Genomic DNA, 18,758 nt, shown 5'->3' on the forward strand with positions numbered 1-18,758 from the left:
CCGTGTGGATTGTAATTCGTGAAAATATAAAAATAGCTCTTGACAGTATCAGAGGGCAACTATTGCGCACAATTCTCACCGTGCTCATCATCGCTATTGGCATTACGGCATTGGTAGGAATTCTGAGTGTGATTACTGCTTTGCGCAATACGCTTGAAGGCAATTTCTCGAGTATGGGAGCTAATACTTTTTCGATTACAAGGTATCAATACAGTCAGCGAGTTGAGGGGAGCGGTACCACCCAAAAGCCACACCCTTTAATTACCTATCAAGAAGCAGTAGCGTTTAAACAACAGTTAGATAATCCGTTTGCAAAAACGAGTATTTCTATGAATGTTGCCTCCTCAGCTGAGGTGAAGTACGAGAACAAAAAAACTGACCCATTAGCCGTAGTGATAGGCGTAGATGAATACTATGTTGGCAATTCGGGGTTAGAAGTGGAAGAGGGACACAATTTTAGCGATTTCGATATACAGAACAATAGCTATGTGTGCGTGATAGGTCCGGATTTTAAGAAAACACTACTCAAAGATGTAAATCCATTAGGAAAGACTATTTCGGTACGTGGTTATAAGTTCAAAGTCATAGGTATACTTAAAGAACAAAGTTCCTCCTTTGGCAATTACGAAAACTTTCAAGTGTTGATTCCTTTAGGAATTGCACGTAGTATTTTCCCTATAGATAATCCTAATTTTCAACTCAAAATAAGCGCTCAGAGCAAAGACCAGTTGGATGGACTTATAGATGATGCTACCATAGTGATGCGTAACCTGAGAGGCTTAGCACCTTTACAAGAAAATAATTTCGGGATAGAACGCAGTGACGACCTATTACAACGCATAGGCAGTATTACGGGTACCCTTTCTGTTGCTGGTTTTGTGATTGGGCTTATTACCATCTTGGGGTCTTCAATCGCCCTATTGAACATTATGCTCGTTTCGGTAACCGAGCGCACTAAGGAGATAGGCATTCGCAAAGCGTTGGGAGCTAAGCGCAAATCTATTACCTTACAGTTCTTTACCGAGACCCTAATAATAGCTCAATTGGGAGCACTTACGGGTATTGTATTAGGTATCAGTTTGGGATATTTGATATCTAAAGCCGTTAAGTTTGATTTTACCATTCCGTGGGGTGTTATTATTATTGCTATATGTATAGCTCTTGTAGTAGCGGTAATATCAGGATTGTATCCGGCAGTAAAAGCCTCGAAATTAGATCCTGTAGAAGCGTTGAGATATGAATAACTATGCAGCCTTTATTATTCAATAACTTACATATAGAAAACGAACCCGTGAATATCCCGTTGCCTGATGGGGTTACCCTTACGATAAAGCGAGAGGACAAAAATCACCCTTTTGTATCAGGGAATAAGCTCAGAAAGCTCAAGTACAACATAGCGCAAGCCCAACAGGAAGGCAAGGATACGATTCTCACTTTTGGAGGAGCTTATTCCAATCATATTGCTGCGACAGCAGCTGCGGGACAAATAGTAGGTTTGAAAACTATAGGTGTGATTCGTGGCGATGAGTTAGGTTCTAAAATAGATGTTAATCCTACGTTAAAGTTTGCTAAATCTTGTGGTATGGATTTTTATTTTGTTACAAGAGAGGCTTACCGACAAAAACATACGCCAGAGTTCTTGGAAAATCTTAGGAAACGCTATGGACAAAACATCTATATAGCCCCTGAAGGAGGTACTAATGAGCTGGCAGTGAAGGGTTGTGAAGAAATCCTTACTCCTGAGGACAACGCTTTTGATGTGATATGCAGTGCCGTAGGAACAGGAGGAACGATTTCAGGACTCATCAATGCAAGTGCTAATCATCAGAAAATCATTGGTTTCCCAGCTTTGAAAGGAGCGTTTTTAAGTGAGGTAATCAAACAATATACAACCAAAAACAATTGGGAATTAGTGTACGATTATCACTTTGGTGGTTATGCTAAAGTAACCGATGAATTAGTAGATTTTTTAAATGATTTTAACAGTCAGACGAAAATTTTATTAGACCCGATATATGTAGGTAAGATGATTTTTGCTATCTTTGCCCTCACAAAGCAGGGATATTTTGCCCCCAATACCCGTATATTAGCCATTCATAGTGGTGGTTTGCAAGGGATTAAAGGTTTTAACAACGAACGAATTAAAAAACATAAAAGTATATTGAATTATGATGAAAAGATTTAGTTTGCTATTGCTAATTCTCTTTATAATATCATCGTGCTCTGATCAGCCTTACAGGAAAGGGAGAAATTCTCATTCGGTAATCTATCGAGGACAAAAGCCGACACCGAGAGTGGAGATGAAAAAGCCTACCCATTCGGAGATAGCCCAAAGAAATAAGGCTTTAGCTGATTCAAAACACAATCGTAGAGATGTCTCAGAAGACAGCTTTCACGAGATAACTCCTGCGGTACAAGTTACGGCAGCCGTTACTCAAAAGTATATTCAGGATTATAAGGATATTGCAATGGTAGAGATGCAACGTTACAATATTCCTGCGAGTATTACTTTGGCACAAGGCATTTTAGAAAGTGGTTCGGGGCAAGGACGCTTGGCACGTTATGGCAATAACCACTTTGGAATTAAATGTCACGCTACTTGGGACGGCAAGACTATTACCCACGACGACGATGAGAAGAGCGAATGTTTTCGCAAATATAGATATGCATACGAATCGTTTGAAGACCATTCACAATTTCTTGTAAATCGCAATCGTTATAAAGCACTGTTTGACCTTAGTCCTACAGATTATGAAGGTTGGGCACACGGGCTCAGAAAAGCAGGCTATGCCACTGACCCTACTTATGCAAAGAAATTGATAGCTCTTATCAAAAAGTTTGAATTACATCAGTATGACAATCAAGTAATAGCAGCTAAGGGAGGAGATATAACTTCTTCTAATACCCAAGTAGCAACTGTTTCAACTCCTAAAAAAGAAGTATCTAAACCAGCTACAGCTATTAAATCGGTGTCTAAACCCACTGTAACAAAAACAATCGTTAAACCTACTAATACTATTGATACCACGACTATTGAAAAAGAGGCTATTGCTGAAGTCTATTATCAAGTACAAACAGGTGATACTCTTTATAAAATAGCACGGGAGCAACAAGTACCTGTACAACAATTGATGAAGCTTAATAATTTTGATGATGTGACTAGTAGTAACCTAAAAGTAGGACAACAAATTCGTGTGAACTAATGACTTTTAGTGAGCTAAGAGAGTATATACATCATAAATTAGAAATACTTTATCCTAAGAGTGAAATAAATGCGTTTTACTTTATTCTTTTGAAGCATTATGGGAAGTACAGTAAAGCTACAATATTAGCAAATTCTGATACTTTACTTACTGAAGATATAGCACAACCTATTTTGCAAGCGATTAGAGAATTACAAACAGCTAAACCTATACAGTATATTTTGGGTGAAACTGAGTTCTTCTCTAATCGTTTTTTCGTAAATGAAAATGTATTGATACCTCGACCAGAAACAGAAGAGTTAGTGGATTGGGTACTTCAAGAATATTCTGACAAAAGCGAGAAAATCAAGATATTAGATGTAGGGACAGGCAGTGGCTGTATTGCTATTTCACTTGCTAAAGCTCTTCCTAATGCCGTAGTAACAGCTATAGATGTCTCGGAAGGAGCTTTGAAAGTAGCTAAGCGTAATGCTGAATTAAACAGTGTAGTTACTCATTTTTTACAACAAGATATCTTGCGAATAGAAACTCTTCCTAATAAATATGATATTATTATCTCTAATCCGCCCTACGTACGTGAGTTAGAAAAGAAAGAGATACGCCATAATGTTTTAGAATATGAGCCTCATTTAGCACTCTTCGTCCCTGATAATAATCCGTTATTATTTTACGATAAAATAGCTACTCTTGCCCAGCAGAGTTTAAACACTAATGGGAGTCTTTTCTTTGAAATTAATCAGTATTTAGGGCAAGAAATGCAAACATTATTGGAACAAAAGCATTTTACTGAGATAACTTTACGTCAAGACCTTTTTGGGAATGATCGTATGATAAAAGCTAAGTAGCTATAAAAGTAATATAGAAGAAAAGGCTATCTAAATAATAATCATTAGAAAGCCTTTATTTATTTTCTAAAGCTGATACATAAAAGAAATGTTGTAATAAGCTATAGTTTCTCTTTAACTAAAATATTAGATTTGAATAACTTTCGAGAGTTGTTTATAAAGATATTCATACTATCCTTAACGCTCTCAGTAAGGTCTTTGTAGTGAGTAGTTTCGTATTCTTTGCAAGGTAATATTTCAAAAAGATATTTCTTATTAGTTTTTGGAGTGCGATTTACCCAAACTAAATAATATCCTTTATCAAGGATACGAGTGCCATAAGCATCTTTGAAGAGGGTCAGCTCTACCATCGCACCTCCGTCTGTTGAGCTTTTGCGCTGGTTAGATACAAAATTACCCAGTGAATAAACTACCATCTGTTCCTTATGAAGTCCCGTTTGCGGATAGTAATACATAGGTTGTAAGACGTGTGGGTGACCTCCTATAATAATGTCTACTCCGTTGTCAAAAAGAAATTGTGCTACTTCTTCCTGTTTTTTGTTTTGCTTTTGCTGGTATTCTATCCCCCAGTGTATCACTACTATCAGTTTATCGAGATTTACTTTTTTAGCTTTCTCAATATCCTGCTTCATTAGGTTGAGATTTATTTTATTTACGATGGTAGGTTCAGGAACGGGTAAACCATTAGTACCATAAGTATAGTTGAGTATTCCCACTGAAATCCCATTTTTGGAAAGCACCAATAAATTATCTTTCTCAAATTCTGCTTTGTTGCGAAAGGTTCCTGTATGAGCTATTTTTAAGGAGTCGAGTACGTCTAAAGTACGAATAATTCCCTTTTTGCCTCTATCGCAAGTGTGATTATTGGCAGTTACCAATACATCTATTCCGCTATCTCTACAAGCAACTGCTAAAGCATCGGGCGACGAAAACTGGGGGTAACCTGTATAAGGTTCCCCTGCCAAAGTTACTTCCAAATTAGCAATAGCAAAATCTACCTGCGCAAACTTATGTTTGATTTTGTCAAATACAGGCATATAATTGTATTGCTTCGTCTCAATATCGTAAGCTCCTTCTATTTGTGGCACGTGCCCCATTATATCCCCCATAAAAAGCAATGACATTCGGTTACCTGTTTCTTGGGCAAAAGTTATCGAGACGAAGAGAAAAGTCAGAAATATACGTATCATTTATTTGAAACCTATTTTAGTTTGCTTGTCTTGTTCTTTGAGTTCCTTTATGTCTATATTGGTCAGTTCTGCTAATGAGTAAGGCTTATCTACTCTAAAATCTCTATCGGTAGATTGCAAATACTTATTGCACTTCTCAACAGTTAGCTCTTTAAACTTATACTCGGCTATCAATCTGCCTTTGCGCAATAATGCCGAGTCTATCTTAGAAATATCGGAGTTAAACGTGCATATCAGCTGGCATTCTAATACATCAGAAAGCATACCGTCAGCTATATTGAGGATAGACGATACTACATCGGTATTACTGTTGAAGGAGGTGCGTTCAGCTATATAGTTCTCACAATCTTCGAGTACCAATACAGAGTTCTTATTGCCTATGAGCAGACTAATAAAAGCAGGGTCGGTGAGCGACCCTATCATTGTAGTAGGTACAAAGATAAATTTTTTATTCGGGATTTGGCTCGTAAGCCATTTGATGTAGTTTGTCTTCCCCGAACCAGCAATCCCGTGAAATAGTACCACGCCCTTGTTGTCATTCGTTAGCGCATTTTTCACTCGAGTATGTACTTCGAAGAAATCATTGTTGTACATCGTTTCAAAATCTATGCGGTAAGGCTTGATGCTATGGGTTTTGATTTCTAATCCTATTTGCGTTTTTAGTAGTATAGAAACCTTAGATTCTTTAGAGATATACTTTTCTATATATTCTGAAAACAAGATGTTGAGGTGTTCTTTAGCCTTTGGATTGTCGTTTTGGTAGTATACTGAATTTACTTTGTATAATCCGTCTTCAAAAATCTGGTTATCGTACTCGTTGGAGAGATTTTTGTCTATTACCAAAAAGATTTTGAGCTCTGGGTGAAAATAGCATTCTTCCGATTCGTATAGCTCATTTTGTTTGGAGGCGTATTCTATGGTGTAATAGTCAGTACATTTCACAAAGTGTTTCAGTTTGTCTCGTTGGATAACCAAATCCTCTCCTCCTATATAAATTCTTGCCATCAAGTCGTCTAACAAACAACGGTACGGGTTGCTGAAAGTCAGAAGTTTGTATTTATCGTACACCTCTACGTGGTCATCGGAGTCTATCTGCAAGAGGTTTACAGGGTGATAATATTTAGATTCTTTTATTTTCATCGATACCATTTATAAGCTAATAACGTATTTTTCAAGAGCATTGCTATGGTCATAGGGCCTACGCCTCCTGGTACAGGAGTAATGTAGCTCGCTTTTTCTTTTACTTCATCGAAAGCTACATCGCCTACAATGCGATAACCTTTATCGGTGCTATCGTCTTTTAGGCGTGTAATTCCTACGTCTATCACGGTTACGCCTTCTTTTACCATATCGCCTTTTAGAAATTCTGGAATACCTAATGCCATTACCACAATATCTGCCTGACGTGTAAGCTCAGCGAGGTTAGGGGTATGACTGTGAGTAAGTGTAACAGTAGCGTTGCCTTGTGCTCCCTTTTGGCTGAGCAATATGCTGATGGGGCGACCTACGATGTGTGAGCGTCCTACTACTACCACGTGTTTGCCTTTGGTAGGCACTTCGTAGCGTTTCAGCAACTCCATAATACCGAAAGGTGTAGCAGGAATAAAAGCCTCCATATCCAGTGCCATTCTACCGAAGTTAGCAGGGTGAAAGCCGTCTACATCTTTTGTAGGGTCTATGGCTAAAAGTATTTTCTGCTCGTCGATGTGTTTAGGTAGTGGTAATTGTACTATATAGCCGTCAATTTCAGGATTAGCGTTTAACTTTTCAATTTCTTGCAGTAGCCCCTCTTCACTGATGTTAGCAGGAAGTTTTACTAAAGTAGACTCAAAGCCTACTTGTTCGCAAGCTTTCACCTTACTCCCCACGTAGGTAAGACTTGCCCCATCGTCGCCTACCAATACGGCAGCCAAATGTGGTACTTTCTTTCCCTCAGCTTTTAGTTGCTTTACTTCCTCAGCAATTTCTTGTTTGAGGGCTTCTGAAGTCTTTTTTCCGTCTAAGATAGTCATTACTGATTGTGTTTTTAGTGGTTAAAGGGCTTTTTCATCGGTGATATCAAGCTCTATTTGGTTCAAAAGTTGTTTTACTTGGGCTAATGATTCGAACGAGTCACTAAAAGTAACCGTAGTTTTTGTTCTGTCAATTTCTTTTATCAATGCTTTTATCAAATCAACAGGCACGAGTTCTTCTCCTTCTGATAAATCAGCGTTAAACCCAATACCCACTGCCATTGTTTCTACCTGCATTCCAAAGCATATCTCAATAAACTCTTCTAAGGTAGCCGATTTTACAATTCCCTTAGCCCATTCGTCGGCTTTACAAGCTACTGCTTTCTCTTCGTCTTCCCAAAAGAGGGCTACAGGAATAGCTTCTTTTGTTTCCTCAATGTAGAAGGCTTGCGAACCACACATAGCAAACGATTCGTCTACTTCTAGGTAAAACACTTCTTTGTTCTTTACTACAGTTTCAATGAATTCTTGTAACATATTTGTATTTTTTACCTTTTACCTTTTATCTAACCTCTCATTCCCTGCATCATCTGCATCATCTTTCTGCCACCGCCACCTTGCATCATTTTCATCATCTTGCTCATTTGCTCGAACTGTTTCATTAGTTGGTTTACCTCTTGAATATCGCGACCGCTACCTTTGGCAATTCGTTTTTTGCGGTTTAAATCTATGATAGCAGGCGTATTGCGCTCTTTTGGAGTCATAGAATGGATAATTGCTTCGATATGCTTGAAAGCGTCGTCTTTGATATCGAGGTCTTTCACTGCTTTGCCTACACCGGGAAGCATACCAAGGAGGTCTTTCATACTACCCATACGCTTAATTTGCTGTATTTGTTCAAGAAAGTCGTCAAACCCAAATTGGTTTTTTGCAATTTTCTTTTGCAATTTGCGCGCTTGCTCTTCGTCAAACTGCTCTTGAGCGCGTTCTACTAATGATACCACGTCGCCCATACCGAGAATACGGTCAGCCATACGGTCGGGATAGAACACATCAATAGCGTCCATTTTCTCGCCGGTACCTACGAATTTGATAGGTTTATTCACTACCGATTTAATAGTGATAGCCGCCCCACCGCGGGTGTCCCCGTCGAGTTTGGTAAGGATAACCCCATCGAAGTTGAGCACATCGTTGAAGGCTTTAGCCGTGTTTACAGCATCTTGCCCCGTCATCGCATCTACTACAAAAAGGGTTTCTTGTGGGTTGAGAGCTTTGTGGATATTCGATATTTCGGTCATCATTTGCTCGTCTACTGCCAACCGACCTGCGGTATCCACAATCACCACGTTCAAGTGGTTTTCTTTAGCGTATTGCACCCCTTTTTTGGCAATATCCACAGGGTTATTGTTCCCTTTATCCGAAAAAACAGGTACCCCTACCTGCTCTCCTACAATATGTAATTGGTCTATCGCAGCAGGACGATACACGTCGCACGCTACGAGCAATGGTTTTTTATTTCTTTTATTTTTGAGGTAGTTAGCCAATTTCCCTGAGAAAGTAGTCTTACCAGAACCTTGTAACCCCGACATCAATATAACAGTAGGATTCCCCGATAGGTTCACTCCAGCAGCATCACCTCCCATTAGCTGGGTGAGCTCATCTTTTACAATCTTCACCATTAACTGCCCTGGTTGTAGGGTAGTGAGCACTTGTTGTCCTAAGGCTTTTTCTTTTACGTTGTTGGTAAAATCTTTGGCTATCTTATAATTCACGTCGGCATCAAGCAAAGCGCGACGCACTTCTTTCAGTGTTTCAGCTACGTTTATTTCGGTAATCTTACCGTGTCCCTTTAAGTTATGTAGGGCTTTCTCTAATTTATCACTTAAATTATCAAACATTTTTGTCTATTTTAAAAAGTTGTGCAAAGGTACTGAAAAAAAGTGGAAACTAAAAACTAAACAGCTAAAAAAGTGTATTGATACGGTTAATAAGCTGTTTTTCTATAATATAACTCCTTATTTTATAGAAGTTTAAAAGGCTGTTCTATAATAATCGTACAAGATTCCGTATAAGATTCCTATAAGCTGAGCATATTTTTCCTCCGAGTTTTTTAGAGTTCCTCCATATTTCTCCAATATCTCACCTTACCTTTTCTTTCGCCTCGTAACCCCGTTTTTAACATTTTTTGCATTGTTGTATTGTATTATTAATCAATCACTTGTATACCCTTTCTATACCAATCGTCCAAGATTCGTATAAGCTTCCTATAAGCTACCTATAAGCTAACCATACCCTCCTAAGAGCCTTTTCTCTCCAAAATTACTCTCAGTGTACTTCTGATATTTTTCGTTTCCTTCCGAAAGCTCCACCTTCCTCCGACCAATCAAATAACTATTTTAACCTCTCTCCATCATTTGCTAATTTCTAAATTTGCTAATCTGCTAATTTTCACATTTACTAATTTACTAATTTCCTAATTTTCACATTTGCTAATTCCCTAATTATCCTTATCTTTGCACCCAAAATATGTTTTTAATATGATTCATATTGATTTAAAGATAAAAATTGCAGTTTTAATAGCTATTTTTATCATCTTACAAAGCTGTAGAAAAACTACTCCCACTACTTCTCACCCCAATTCTTCATTAAATGAGGCTGGTAAAGAGGTTTATACTGAGGCTCTTACTATTGCAGTAGATACCTCTGTAACTTCATTTGAAAATCTTACAGTTCTTGATGCTACTTATAAAAAAGGAATACAGTCCGAAACCCATAGTTATTATACAGAAAATGGAGGAAAAACTCGTTGGCTCTTCGAAGACATCCCTTCTCGCATCTTTTCGCAATATATAGAAGCTTTAAAATGTATTGAAGAAGATGGTCTAAACCCCGAAACTTATAGGCGTTCTGCTTTGAAAAAAGTGGTAGATAGTGCCTATAAATATAAACTCCCTAATGATTATAAGGCTTATTTAGATAAACAAATTACCGCCTCTTTTTTGCTTTTTGCCAAGCACCTTACCTCTGGTCGCTTTTCTAAAAGAGCCTATGGAAAACATACGTGGATAAAACCAAAATATAAATATCGGAATATTGATATGCTCTTACATTTGGGAGATAACGATGATTTAGAAGCAAAATTAGCAAGTCTTTATCCCAAAGGAGAACAGTATAGACGAATGAAATATAAGTATATACAACTCAAAAATCAGCCTCTTGACACTATCCGTATTATTAAATTTTCAGACCCTAAAAACTTTGTTTACGGATATACTGATCCTGAGGTTGAGAGCTTGCGCAATGCCTTAGCTAAAAAAGGCTTTGGGTCAGTTCCCAAAATCGACCCTCAGGAAGTAGATAGTACCCTTATATGGGCATTGAAAAGATTTCAGCGCAGTAATGGGCTTACTCCCGATGGTTCCTTAGGTATCCAAACGCTCAATCGTCTGAATATGAATAAAGCACGCCAGCGCGATTTACTTAGGCTCAATATGGAGCGTATGCGTGTTTTCAATAATGATTTAGGTGATGATTATATAATTGTGAATATCCCTGATTATAAACTTTTTTTATATCATAAGGACTCATTAATATATCAAACCAAAGTAGTGGTGGGGCGAGCTCAAAGCTCAACTCCCATTTTCACCGATTCTATCCGTTCAATAGAATTTCGCCCTACGTGGTCTGTGCCTCAGAGTATTATCAGAAAGGAAATGATTCCTCAAATGCTATTGCAAGAAGACCCTGAAAGATACAAAAATAGAGGTTATACTATGTATGAAAATGGCAAGGTGATAGACCCCTTAGAGGTAGATTGGACGAATCCTTTAGTGCATAAACGTGCTTTTTATTTTGTAGAAGCTCCCTCCGAGCGCAACTCATTGGGCTTAGTGAAGTTCCTGCTCAATAATAATATGAGTATATATTTGCACGATACACCATCGAAGTATTTGTTCGAACGTGAGCAACGTGCACTTAGTCACGGCTGTGTACGCGTGCAAAATCCTTCGCAATTAGCCTATCATCTACTGAAGAATGAAGGTGATGGAAAGTCTTGGACAGAAGAGAAAGTAAAAGACTTTATGAACAATAATAAGCGCAATCAGTATCGTGTAAAACTCAATACAAAATATATGATTAATATTCTGTACTACACCATATCGGTAGATAAGAAAGGCGAAGCAACTATAAAGAATGATATCTACGATCTTGATAACGAACAGTTGAAAGACATAAAGCGGTTTGAAAGCTAACTTTCAAACCGCTTTTTTTATTTGTCACTTATTTTAATGCCCTTTATTTTAAAGCTTTTCTTATTTCTTCTTTTAAACTATCCGAAGCCTCTACCAAAGGCAAACGCACATAGGGCTCACATAAGCCTTGAGCAGCTAAAATAGCTTTAATTCCTGTGGGGTTCCCTTCTTTAAAAGCTAAAGCCATCATAGGTAACAATTCGTATTGCAATGTATTAGCTTTAGAAGTATTACCGTTTAACCCTAACCGTACCATCTCAGAAAATTCTTTAGGGAAAGCAATCCCAATCACCGAAATTGCTCCACTACCACCCATATATACTGAAGGAAGGGTCGTAGTATCATCTCCTGATAAGAAAGTGAAATGTTTAGGCATATCTTTTAAGATATTCATATCTAACACTAAATTGCCAGAAGCTTCTTTTACAGCTATAATATTCTTAAAGTCATTAGCCAATCGCAATATGGTTTCAGCGGTCATACATACCCCTGTGCGCCCAGGTACATTATATAAAATAATAGGTAAAGGACTCTCTTTGGCTATTGCTGCAAAGTGTGCATATAAACCATTTTGCGAAGGTTTATTGTAATAAGGCGTTACAGATAGAATCGCATCAAAAGGGGTTAAATCCGTACTCTTGATTTCCTCAATAACACTTTGGGTATTATTGCCCCCAATACCTAATACTAAGGGTAAATGCTTTTTATTAGCCTTGATAATAGTCTCTCGCACAAGAGCCTTTTCTTCCTTACTGAGAGTAGGAGCTTCGCTGGTAGTTCCCAAAACTACAATGAAATCTACTCCACCATCAGTTACATATTCTACTATACGGGTAAGAGCCTTAGTATCCACCCGCTTCTCAGCTGTGAAAGGTGTGATAAGAGCCACACCAGTTCCTCTTAGTTGTTTTGTCATAATTTTTTTATTTGCGAATAATGGTTTCTAATATTTTTTTTAATTCATTAGCAAAAACCTTTTCATCAGCAGGAGAACAAGCTATCACAATATCGTTGTACTGTAGCCCTATTCCTTCAAAACCAGCTCTTAATTTAGCTTTGATAGACGAAGATAATAGCAACAATGGCAATTTAGGCTCACTAAAATAATTAATGAGCAAGTCATACTCTTGTTCAGCTAATCTATCGGCGTGGTAATTCCTAATCTTTCCTTGCCAATTAATTTCCTTATCAATCAGAAAAGGAGTTCCATTAGCGTGAGTTTCTTCTGATTCACGCTTATATCCTAAGACAATATAGTTCTCAGGGCGAATGGAATAGTATTTTATAAGCTCCAATAAGGGGTCTACATTCTTCACTACATCCATATCCACAATACAACCAACTTTTGCTAAGTTGTTGTCTAACCTTTTGTTATAACTTTCTAAGGCTTTAAAATTCTTCCGAATTTTATTTTTTATGTTATAATTTTTTACGATGTCCAAAATATATTGTAATTTTGCGTGTGATTGCAAAGGTAAAAATAATTTTTAAAATAGAAATATATTTATGAAAAAGTTTGATGTAATGAAGCATTATTTTTTTGTATTGCTTGTAACAATAGGATTTTTAGCCTCTTGCTCTTCGTCTAAAACGCAGCTTACAAGAGTAAAAGCTATAAACATTCCTATTACCGATACTATTTCACAAAAAGCTGAAATAGAAAACTTTATCGCACCATATCGCGAACACATATCCTCTGAGATGTCTACCGTCTTAGCTCAAAATCCAGTCGATTTGGTGAAAGATAGAAAAGAAAAAGCGTTAAATACCGCTATTGGTAATTTTATGGCTGATGCTACCTTCGAAATTGTAAATCCTCTTTACAAAAAACGTACAGGTAAGGATATCGACTTTGTAATGCTCAACTGGGGAGGTATTCGTTCTGATTTGCCTAAAGGTGATGTTACAGTAGGTTCAGTTTATGATATAATGCCTTTTGAGAATAAAGTAGTAGTACTTACAATGTCAGGAGAGAAAGTACAAGAGCTTCTTAACTATTTGATTAAAGAGCGAAAACCTCACCCTCTGTCAAAGCAAATAGATTTGCAAATCACCAAAGATGGTAAGGTGGTTCACTTCAATATCAACGGGAAACCTTTCGATTCTAAAGCTACTTATATAGTCGCTACTTCCGATTATTTAATGAATGGGGGAGATGCGATGTACTTCTTCGAAAATTCTTTAAAAGTAGATGAAACTGATTATAAACTTCGCAATGTACTGATTGACTATTTCAAAAAAATAGATGTATTAGACGCTAAAAAAGATAACCGATTTGAATATAAACTATAATACGATTATGAAAAGACGTACTTTTATTAAAAACATAGGAGCTTCATCTTTGCTAATGGGGGTAGGAGGTCTATCACTATCAATGAAGCCAAGCAATGCAAAACAAATTACTATTTTGCATACGAACGACGTACACAGTCACATCGACCCTTTCCCTATTACTGACCCTCATAACCCTAATAAAGGAGGAATAGCGCGCAGGGCATATCTCATCGACCAAGTACGTAAAGAAAATTCTCATACCTTGCTTTTCGATGCAGGGGATATTTTTCAAGGCACTCCTTATTTTAATTTCTATGGAGGTGAGTTAGAGTTTAAGCTAATGTCAATGCTTAAATACGATGCTGCTACCTTAGGGAATCACGATTTTGACAATGGAGTAGAGGGGCTTTTTGCACAGCTTCCTCACGCCAAGTTTGATTTTATCATTTCTAATTACGATGTAAGTAAAACGCTCCTCAATGGGTATACAAACCCCTATAAAATTTATATGGTAGATGGTATTAAAATAGGAGTTTTTGGTCTGGGCGTTGAATTGGAAGGTTTGGTAAATAAAAAACAATATGGCGAAACAGTTTATCTGAACCCTATAGAGATAGCACAAGATATGGAACGCAAACTCTATAATGAAGAACATTGTGATTTAATTCTCTGTCTGTCCCACTTAGGATATGATTACAAAAATAGCCCTAAGGTCTCCGATTTAAAAGTTGCTGCTCAAACCTCTTATATCGATTTAATTATAGGAGGTCATACACATACTTTTTTACCTCGCCCTACTTTGGTTACAAATAAAAGAGGAAAAACTACTTTGGTAAATCAAGTAGGTTGTTATGGTATTAATTTGGGAAGAGTAGACTTCTTTTTTGAGGAAGATAGCCTTGTAAAAAACAAAGCAGTGACTATTGAAGTATAGGTTGTTATAAATTATTTTGTAAAAAAGTACTCGTTTTTTTTGTATATTTAAAAAACTTATGTACTTTTGCAACCGAATTAAAAAGGAGCCTGAGTGGCGGAATTGGTAGACGCGCACGACTCAAACTCGTGTTCTTCGGAGTGAGGGTTCGATTCCCTCCTCAGGTACAATAAAAGGAGCTACATTATTGTGGCTCCTTTTTGTTTTTTTATATAAAGTAGTTTTGAGAACTATTTATTTTTTAGGTTTTACTTCGGTTCTCGCTTCTTCTGTTAGGTACCTCTTTTGTCTTTTCTCCTTCCCTATTTACCGTTGTTTTTTCAATTCTTTAGCACGTTGTTTTAAGTCTTTTTCAGTAAAGTAGTAAACAGTAACTTTATTGCTAAAATATTCCTCTCGTAGGTAGTAATAGGTGTTAGTTTTAAGGTCTTTTACAAGGTAATGAGTACTATGGTTATCAGGGAAGCCTTTGAGGATTTCATAAGTAGTGAGATGAAAGAGTTTGCGTACGAATTTGCCAATGCGCTCGTCTTTAGGAATATCACTTTTCAGTTGGAAAGAAGGATTAGGCGATTTGCCCCGTATATCATAAATTTTGATAAAGCGCAGTAAAGTGGCTACGTCATTTAGTTTCTGTTTGTCGGTAGCAAAATTACCAGTACTTTTAATGAGGTAGTATTCATCGTTGGAGATTTTGTGGAGATAATAACTACCGAGATTAAGATTGAGCTCTATAGGAATACTATCACATTCCACCCCTCGTTTTTCCATTTTCTCTACCTGAATAGATAAATACTTACCTACCGCTTGATAAGTCCCTATAGTAGGAGAAGAGCAGGTATTACCACATTCGGCTACTAACCAGGAGGAGAAAGTACCATCTGAATTGAAGAGAATACGGTCGCCAAAAGTATATTTACTCTCAGGCGTTTTTAGGAAATACACATCGGTCACGTCAGGGAACTCCCCTAAAAAATTATCAATGCGCCATTCTTTGCCTATAAAATCTTGAGCGTGAATAACACTGATTAGCAGTAGTCCAATAGTAGTAAAAAGTGTTTTCATTTTTTAAATTGTACAAAAATACCTCCTGCAAGCCATAAAAGCAATAAAATACACCCTACAAGACTTAACCTACTACCTGTTTTCACTACTTCGGGGTCAAAAGCAAAGCGTATCTCGTGTTTTCCTGCGGGTACAGACATTCCTCGTAAAGTGTAATCTACACGGTAGATAGGCGTCTCTTTGCCATCGATAGTCGCTTTCCAGCCGTGAGGGTAGAACATCTCCGAGAAAACCGCAAAACCTTCGTGAGAATTGTTACTTTCGTAAGTTAATTCATCAGGGCGCATATGTTTTAGTGCAATCGTAGCCGTGCTATCCACAGTGTATTGTGATGGAAGGTTTGTTTTCAAATCTTTGAGCGTTGCTAAAGCCTCTTCGGAAGGGTAAAACTCTTTTAAAGCTTTCATCATCTCATTATCACTGTTTTTTAAGCTAAGTTGCTTTATAAACCACGCATTACCTAAGGCATCTTCGTTGTGCATTGGTTGTATTTCTCCCTCTTGGTTGCGCAAAAGTATATATTTCACGTTCAGCATATTGAGCACTTCCATATTTCCTTTGGCTATTTGGTAATCGAAGAGTTCCTGCAAGCGCTTAGGTTTCGCTGCGTGATAGCCTCCAATCGAATGGTGAAAAAACGAAGTACGTGCGCCATTGATACCCACTTGAGGTTCGTATACGCGATAATAGCTCTTGTCTTGAAGAATCGCCATATCAGCAGGAGTTGCCTCAAAAGGATTTTCTATTAGGTATTTATCTACAAAATTGTCTTTGTTTACATAGCGTTTGGCTACTCCTCCCAAATCAAAGAAAAGCAATGCTAAGAGTGCTATTTGCATTCCCCTAAGAGGAATTTTGTTGTACTGATAAAGTACCAAAGCCAAAGCCGTGAGCAGTATAAGTACGGTGCTTCTTAGCAAATCAGCAGTGTAAATACTTTTGCGGTCTTCCACTATCATTTGCACAATCTCTCTGTTGCCGTAATACACATCGTTTGCACTTTGGAAATCAAAGAATCCTTTTCCTAAGAAAAGCAATAACATTACCCCCAAACAAATATAAAGACTGTAAAGCAAGTATTTTTTGCGCTCCTCTTCAGGCGTTTTTAAGAACTGTTGTAACCCTACTATCGCCAATATAGGCACGCAGAGTTCTAAAATTACTTGTATAGACGATACCGCTCTAAACTTATTGTATAACGGAAAGTAGTCTATCATAAAATCAGTGAGCAGTCCGAAGTTCTTGCCCCACGAAAGTACGAGTGCCATTACTGAGCCCATTAAAAGCCACCATTTAATTCTCCCTTTTACTACAAAAAGTGCTAAGACAAATAGGAAGAACACCACAGCTCCTATATAGGCAGGGGCAGCCACGATAGGCTGGTCGCCCCAGTAAGTGGGTAAACGTTGTGTTTCTTGTAATGCCTGCATAGGGGGTACCCCCAATTGTACCAAATACTGATAGGTCTTAGAGTTTTCTCCTAAGTTTTCGTGGTTAGAACCCCCAAAAAGACGAGGCACGATAAGGTTTAGTGATTCACTGATGCCATAACTGTATTCGGTGATATATTCTTTTGGTAGACCGCTGTTCTGCTCTTTCGGAGTCCCATCAGGAGTAATGGTAAGTGTCGATTTACTACGGGTGCTCCAATCGGCGTATTCGCGAGTCGTGAGCAGTAAAGTGGCATTTGCCAGTACACTCACTACTACAGCCCCAAGTAATACCGCCATAGCTTTTGCAAAATCTTTGAGTTGTTTCTCTTTGATAGCTTTATAAAGGAAGCCTACGCCTAAAAGCAATACCAATAAAAGCAGGTAATACGTCATTTGGAAGTGATTAGCGCAGATTTCTAACGCCAGTGCTACTGCTGTGAGTAATCCTCCCCAAAGGTATTTCCGCTGAAATACCAATAAGATACCCGCTAATAAAGGAGCAAAATAAGCAATGGCGTGTGCTTTGGCATTATGCCCTGCCCCTAAAATAATAATCAAGTAAGTAGAAAGACCAAAGGCAATAGCCCCCAAGAAAGCATTCTTGTAATCCACTTTTAACACCAAAAGTAGGACGTAAAAGCCTATAAAGTACAAGAAGAGATAATCGGCAGGACGAGGTAAAAAGCGTAATGTTCTGTCTAGTTGCTTTACAAAATCATTAGGATATTGTGCCCCTAACTGATAGGTAGGCATACCACCAAAAGCGCTGTTTGTCCAATATGTCTCTTTGTTTTCTGTTTGACGGTAATCATTGCGCTCCTTCGCCATACCGGTATACTGAACAATATCGCTTTGGAAGATACCTTTTCCCTGTAATACAGGGTAAAAGAAAGCAAGCGCTATTACAGCAAATAGCGCTATTACTACAACGTGAGGGACTATTTTTTTCATTTGGTTATTTTTTACCTTTTATCTCTTACTTAAATCAAACTTCCTCGTAATCTATGTATTCACCCACTTGCTTAGTAGCTTCAGGGTTTTTAGAATGAGAATTCTTATTTATAATAGTTTGTTTGCCTTCCTTCTCTTCTGAGCGATTTTGCCCATAAGCATTTTGTTGGTACTGATTTTGGGTACGCTCGAATTCTTTTTGCATTCTTTCACTTACCTTGTTTATGAAAAAACGCATCATATAAGGAGCCAATATTCTCAGTAGGATTCTCAGTCCCCAAAACACTAATATAATAATAAGGATAGTCTGTATAAATCCTGAAAAAGAAGCTTCTGACATCATTTTATTTTTAGTTTTGGTGCAAAGGTATAAAATAATTATGAACTAACAAATTTGTAAAATTTACTAATCTACTCCACTTTTACCTTATTTTTGCCTTTACCTTTGCATCGCTACGCCCCCTCTTTTTAGGAGAGTTTCTCAATAACTACCGAGTAAGTGAGTGTTAAGAGGATTTTATCTTTCTCTTACTTTCGCCTCGTAACCCTGTTTTTAACATTTTTGGCATTGTTGTATTATAGTATAAATCAACTACTTATATACCCTTTCTATACCAATCTTCCAAGATTCGTATAAGCGTCCTATAAGCTTCCTATA

General features: G+C 37.6%; 17 protein-coding genes and 1 tRNA gene. 8 read left to right on the forward strand and 10 right to left on the reverse strand.

Annotation, left to right across the window (positions count from 1 at the left end; all coding sequences use genetic code 11):
* Positions 1–2: 2 nt before the first annotated feature.
* Genes HMPREF9072_RS08850 through prmC form a run of 4 tightly spaced genes read left to right on the forward strand, consistent with a single transcriptional unit; the run spans position 3 to position 4,048 of the window.
* Positions 3–1,244, forward strand: a complete 1,242-nt coding sequence (locus tag HMPREF9072_RS08850; RefSeq protein WP_009411388.1) for an ABC transporter permease — start codon at positions 3–5, stop codon at positions 1,242–1,244.
* Positions 1,245–1,246: 2 nt separating this feature from the next.
* Positions 1,247–2,185, forward strand: a complete 939-nt coding sequence (locus HMPREF9072_RS08855; RefSeq protein ID WP_009411389.1) for a 1-aminocyclopropane-1-carboxylate deaminase/D-cysteine desulfhydrase — start codon at positions 1,247–1,249, stop codon at positions 2,183–2,185.
* A complete protein-coding gene (locus HMPREF9072_RS08860; protein ID WP_009411390.1) occupies positions 2,169–3,203 on the forward strand; it encodes a glucosaminidase domain-containing protein in 1,035 nt (344 codons plus the stop codon). Before HMPREF9072_RS08855 ends, HMPREF9072_RS08860 begins: the two co-directional genes overlap by 17 nt.
* Entirely contained in the window at positions 3,203–4,048 is an 846-nt protein-coding gene (gene prmC, locus HMPREF9072_RS08865; protein ID WP_009411391.1) for a peptide chain release factor N(5)-glutamine methyltransferase, read from the forward strand. Before HMPREF9072_RS08860 ends, prmC begins: the two co-directional genes overlap by 1 nt.
* A gap of 101 nt (positions 4,049–4,149) precedes the next feature.
* On the opposite strand, the gene HMPREF9072_RS08870 is transcribed toward prmC, so the two are convergent.
* The 5 genes from HMPREF9072_RS08870 to ffh are packed head-to-tail and all read right to left on the reverse strand — an operon-like array spanning position 4,150 to position 9,088.
* Entirely contained in the window at positions 4,150–5,238 is a 1,089-nt protein-coding gene (locus HMPREF9072_RS08870; RefSeq protein ID WP_009411392.1) for a CapA family protein, read from the reverse strand.
* On the reverse strand, positions 5,239–6,378 hold the full coding sequence (locus HMPREF9072_RS08875) for an AAA family ATPase (protein WP_009411393.1): 1,140 nt from the start codon (positions 6,376–6,378) through the stop codon (positions 5,239–5,241).
* Positions 6,375–7,250, reverse strand: coding sequence for a bifunctional methylenetetrahydrofolate dehydrogenase/methenyltetrahydrofolate cyclohydrolase FolD (gene folD / locus HMPREF9072_RS08880; RefSeq protein WP_009411394.1), 876 nt, complete (start codon positions 7,248–7,250; stop codon positions 6,375–6,377). Before folD ends, HMPREF9072_RS08875 begins: the two co-directional genes overlap by 4 nt.
* A 21-nt stretch (positions 7,251–7,271) precedes the next feature.
* Positions 7,272–7,727 carry a DUF2750 domain-containing protein gene (locus HMPREF9072_RS08885; RefSeq protein WP_009411395.1) on the reverse strand — a complete coding sequence of 152 codons (456 nt, stop codon included), beginning with the start codon at positions 7,725–7,727 and terminating at the stop codon, positions 7,272–7,274.
* A gap of 29 nt (positions 7,728–7,756) precedes the next feature.
* The gene (gene ffh, locus HMPREF9072_RS08890) at positions 7,757–9,088 is read right to left on the reverse strand and encodes a signal recognition particle protein (RefSeq protein ID WP_009411396.1); all 1,332 of its coding nucleotides are present in this window, start codon (positions 9,086–9,088) and stop codon (positions 7,757–7,759) included.
* 639 nt (positions 9,089–9,727) lie between these two features.
* Here ffh and HMPREF9072_RS08895 point away from each other — a divergent pair.
* Positions 9,728–11,443 (forward strand): murein L,D-transpeptidase, encoded by a 1,716-nt coding sequence (locus HMPREF9072_RS08895; RefSeq protein ID WP_009411397.1) that lies wholly within the window; start codon positions 9,728–9,730, stop codon positions 11,441–11,443.
* A gap of 43 nt (positions 11,444–11,486) precedes the next feature.
* Here HMPREF9072_RS08895 and dapA read toward each other — a convergent pair whose 3' ends face one another.
* Complete coding sequence (dapA, locus tag HMPREF9072_RS08900; protein ID WP_002671641.1) at positions 11,487–12,359, reverse strand: 4-hydroxy-tetrahydrodipicolinate synthase; 873 nt, start codon at positions 12,357–12,359, stop codon at positions 11,487–11,489.
* Positions 12,360–12,366: 7 nt separating this feature from the next.
* Positions 12,367–12,915: a hypothetical protein gene (locus HMPREF9072_RS08905; protein ID WP_002671644.1), complete on the reverse strand. Its 549-nt coding sequence runs from the start codon at positions 12,913–12,915 to the stop codon at positions 12,367–12,369.
* A gap of 34 nt (positions 12,916–12,949) precedes the next feature.
* Between HMPREF9072_RS08905 and HMPREF9072_RS08910 the strand changes: the two genes are divergently transcribed.
* From HMPREF9072_RS08910 to HMPREF9072_RS08920, 3 genes are all read left to right on the forward strand, one after another.
* Entirely contained in the window at positions 12,950–13,735 is a 786-nt protein-coding gene (locus HMPREF9072_RS08910) for a 5'-nucleotidase C-terminal domain-containing protein (RefSeq protein ID WP_009411398.1), read from the forward strand.
* Positions 13,736–13,742: 7 nt separating this feature from the next.
* Positions 13,743–14,651 (forward strand): bifunctional UDP-sugar hydrolase/5'-nucleotidase, encoded by a 909-nt coding sequence (locus HMPREF9072_RS08915; RefSeq protein ID WP_034566327.1) that lies wholly within the window; start codon positions 13,743–13,745, stop codon positions 14,649–14,651.
* Between the two features lie 87 nt (positions 14,652–14,738).
* Positions 14,739–14,818 (forward strand) — tRNA-Leu (locus HMPREF9072_RS08920).
* A 139-nt stretch (positions 14,819–14,957) separates the two neighbouring features.
* Here the strand turns inward: HMPREF9072_RS08920 and HMPREF9072_RS08925 are convergent.
* From HMPREF9072_RS08925 to HMPREF9072_RS08935, 3 genes are read right to left on the reverse strand one after another with little or no spacing between them, the layout of a single operon-like run.
* Positions 14,958–15,716, reverse strand: coding sequence for a hypothetical protein (locus HMPREF9072_RS08925; RefSeq protein WP_009411400.1), 759 nt, complete (start codon positions 15,714–15,716; stop codon positions 14,958–14,960).
* Positions 15,713–18,100: a YfhO family protein gene (locus HMPREF9072_RS08930; RefSeq protein WP_009411401.1), complete on the reverse strand. Its 2,388-nt coding sequence runs from the start codon at positions 18,098–18,100 to the stop codon at positions 15,713–15,715. Before HMPREF9072_RS08930 ends, HMPREF9072_RS08925 begins: the two co-directional genes overlap by 4 nt.
* 34 nt (positions 18,101–18,134) lie before the next feature.
* Complete coding sequence (locus HMPREF9072_RS08935; protein WP_009411402.1) at positions 18,135–18,443, reverse strand: DUF4834 family protein; 309 nt, start codon at positions 18,441–18,443, stop codon at positions 18,135–18,137.
* Between the last annotated feature and the right edge of the window lie 315 nt (positions 18,444–18,758).

Origin of the sequence: Capnocytophaga sp. oral taxon 324 str. F0483 (genome assembly GCF_000318315.2) — a bacterium.
GTDB classification, from domain to species: domain Bacteria; phylum Bacteroidota; class Bacteroidia; order Flavobacteriales; family Flavobacteriaceae; genus Capnocytophaga; species Capnocytophaga ochracea.

Excerpts from the sequence above, each read along its gene's own strand:
- dapA (WP_002671641.1), bottom strand. The coding sequence starts at position 12,359 with ATGACAAAACAACTAAGAGGAACTGGTGTGGCTCTTATCACACCTTTC.
- HMPREF9072_RS08915 (WP_034566327.1), top strand. The coding sequence starts at position 13,743 with ATGAAAAGACGTACTTTTATTAAAAACATAGGAGCTTCATCTTTGCTA.
- HMPREF9072_RS08870 (WP_009411392.1), bottom strand. The coding sequence starts at position 5,238 with ATGATACGTATATTTCTGACTTTTCTCTTCGTCTCGATAACTTTTGCC.
- HMPREF9072_RS08875 (WP_009411393.1), bottom strand. The coding sequence starts at position 6,378 with ATGAAAATAAAAGAATCTAAATATTATCACCCTGTAAACCTCTTGCAG.
- HMPREF9072_RS08925 (WP_009411400.1), bottom strand. The coding sequence starts at position 15,716 with ATGAAAACACTTTTTACTACTATTGGACTACTGCTAATCAGTGTTATT.
- ffh (WP_009411396.1), bottom strand. The coding sequence starts at position 9,088 with ATGTTTGATAATTTAAGTGATAAATTAGAGAAAGCCCTACATAACTTA.
- prmC (WP_009411391.1), top strand. The coding sequence starts at position 3,203 with ATGACTTTTAGTGAGCTAAGAGAGTATATACATCATAAATTAGAAATA.
- folD (WP_009411394.1), bottom strand. The coding sequence starts at position 7,250 with ATGACTATCTTAGACGGAAAAAAGACTTCAGAAGCCCTCAAACAAGAA.
- HMPREF9072_RS08935 (WP_009411402.1), bottom strand. The coding sequence starts at position 18,443 with ATGATGTCAGAAGCTTCTTTTTCAGGATTTATACAGACTATCCTTATT.
- HMPREF9072_RS08910 (WP_009411398.1), top strand. The coding sequence starts at position 12,950 with ATGAAAAAGTTTGATGTAATGAAGCATTATTTTTTTGTATTGCTTGTA.
- HMPREF9072_RS08895 (WP_009411397.1), top strand. The coding sequence starts at position 9,728 with ATGATTCATATTGATTTAAAGATAAAAATTGCAGTTTTAATAGCTATT.
- HMPREF9072_RS08860 (WP_009411390.1), top strand. The coding sequence starts at position 2,169 with ATGATGAAAAGATTTAGTTTGCTATTGCTAATTCTCTTTATAATATCA.
- HMPREF9072_RS08855 (WP_009411389.1), top strand. The coding sequence starts at position 1,247 with ATGCAGCCTTTATTATTCAATAACTTACATATAGAAAACGAACCCGTG.
- HMPREF9072_RS08885 (WP_009411395.1), bottom strand. The coding sequence starts at position 7,727 with ATGTTACAAGAATTCATTGAAACTGTAGTAAAGAACAAAGAAGTGTTT.
- HMPREF9072_RS08930 (WP_009411401.1), bottom strand. The coding sequence starts at position 18,100 with ATGAAAAAAATAGTCCCTCACGTTGTAGTAATAGCGCTATTTGCTGTA.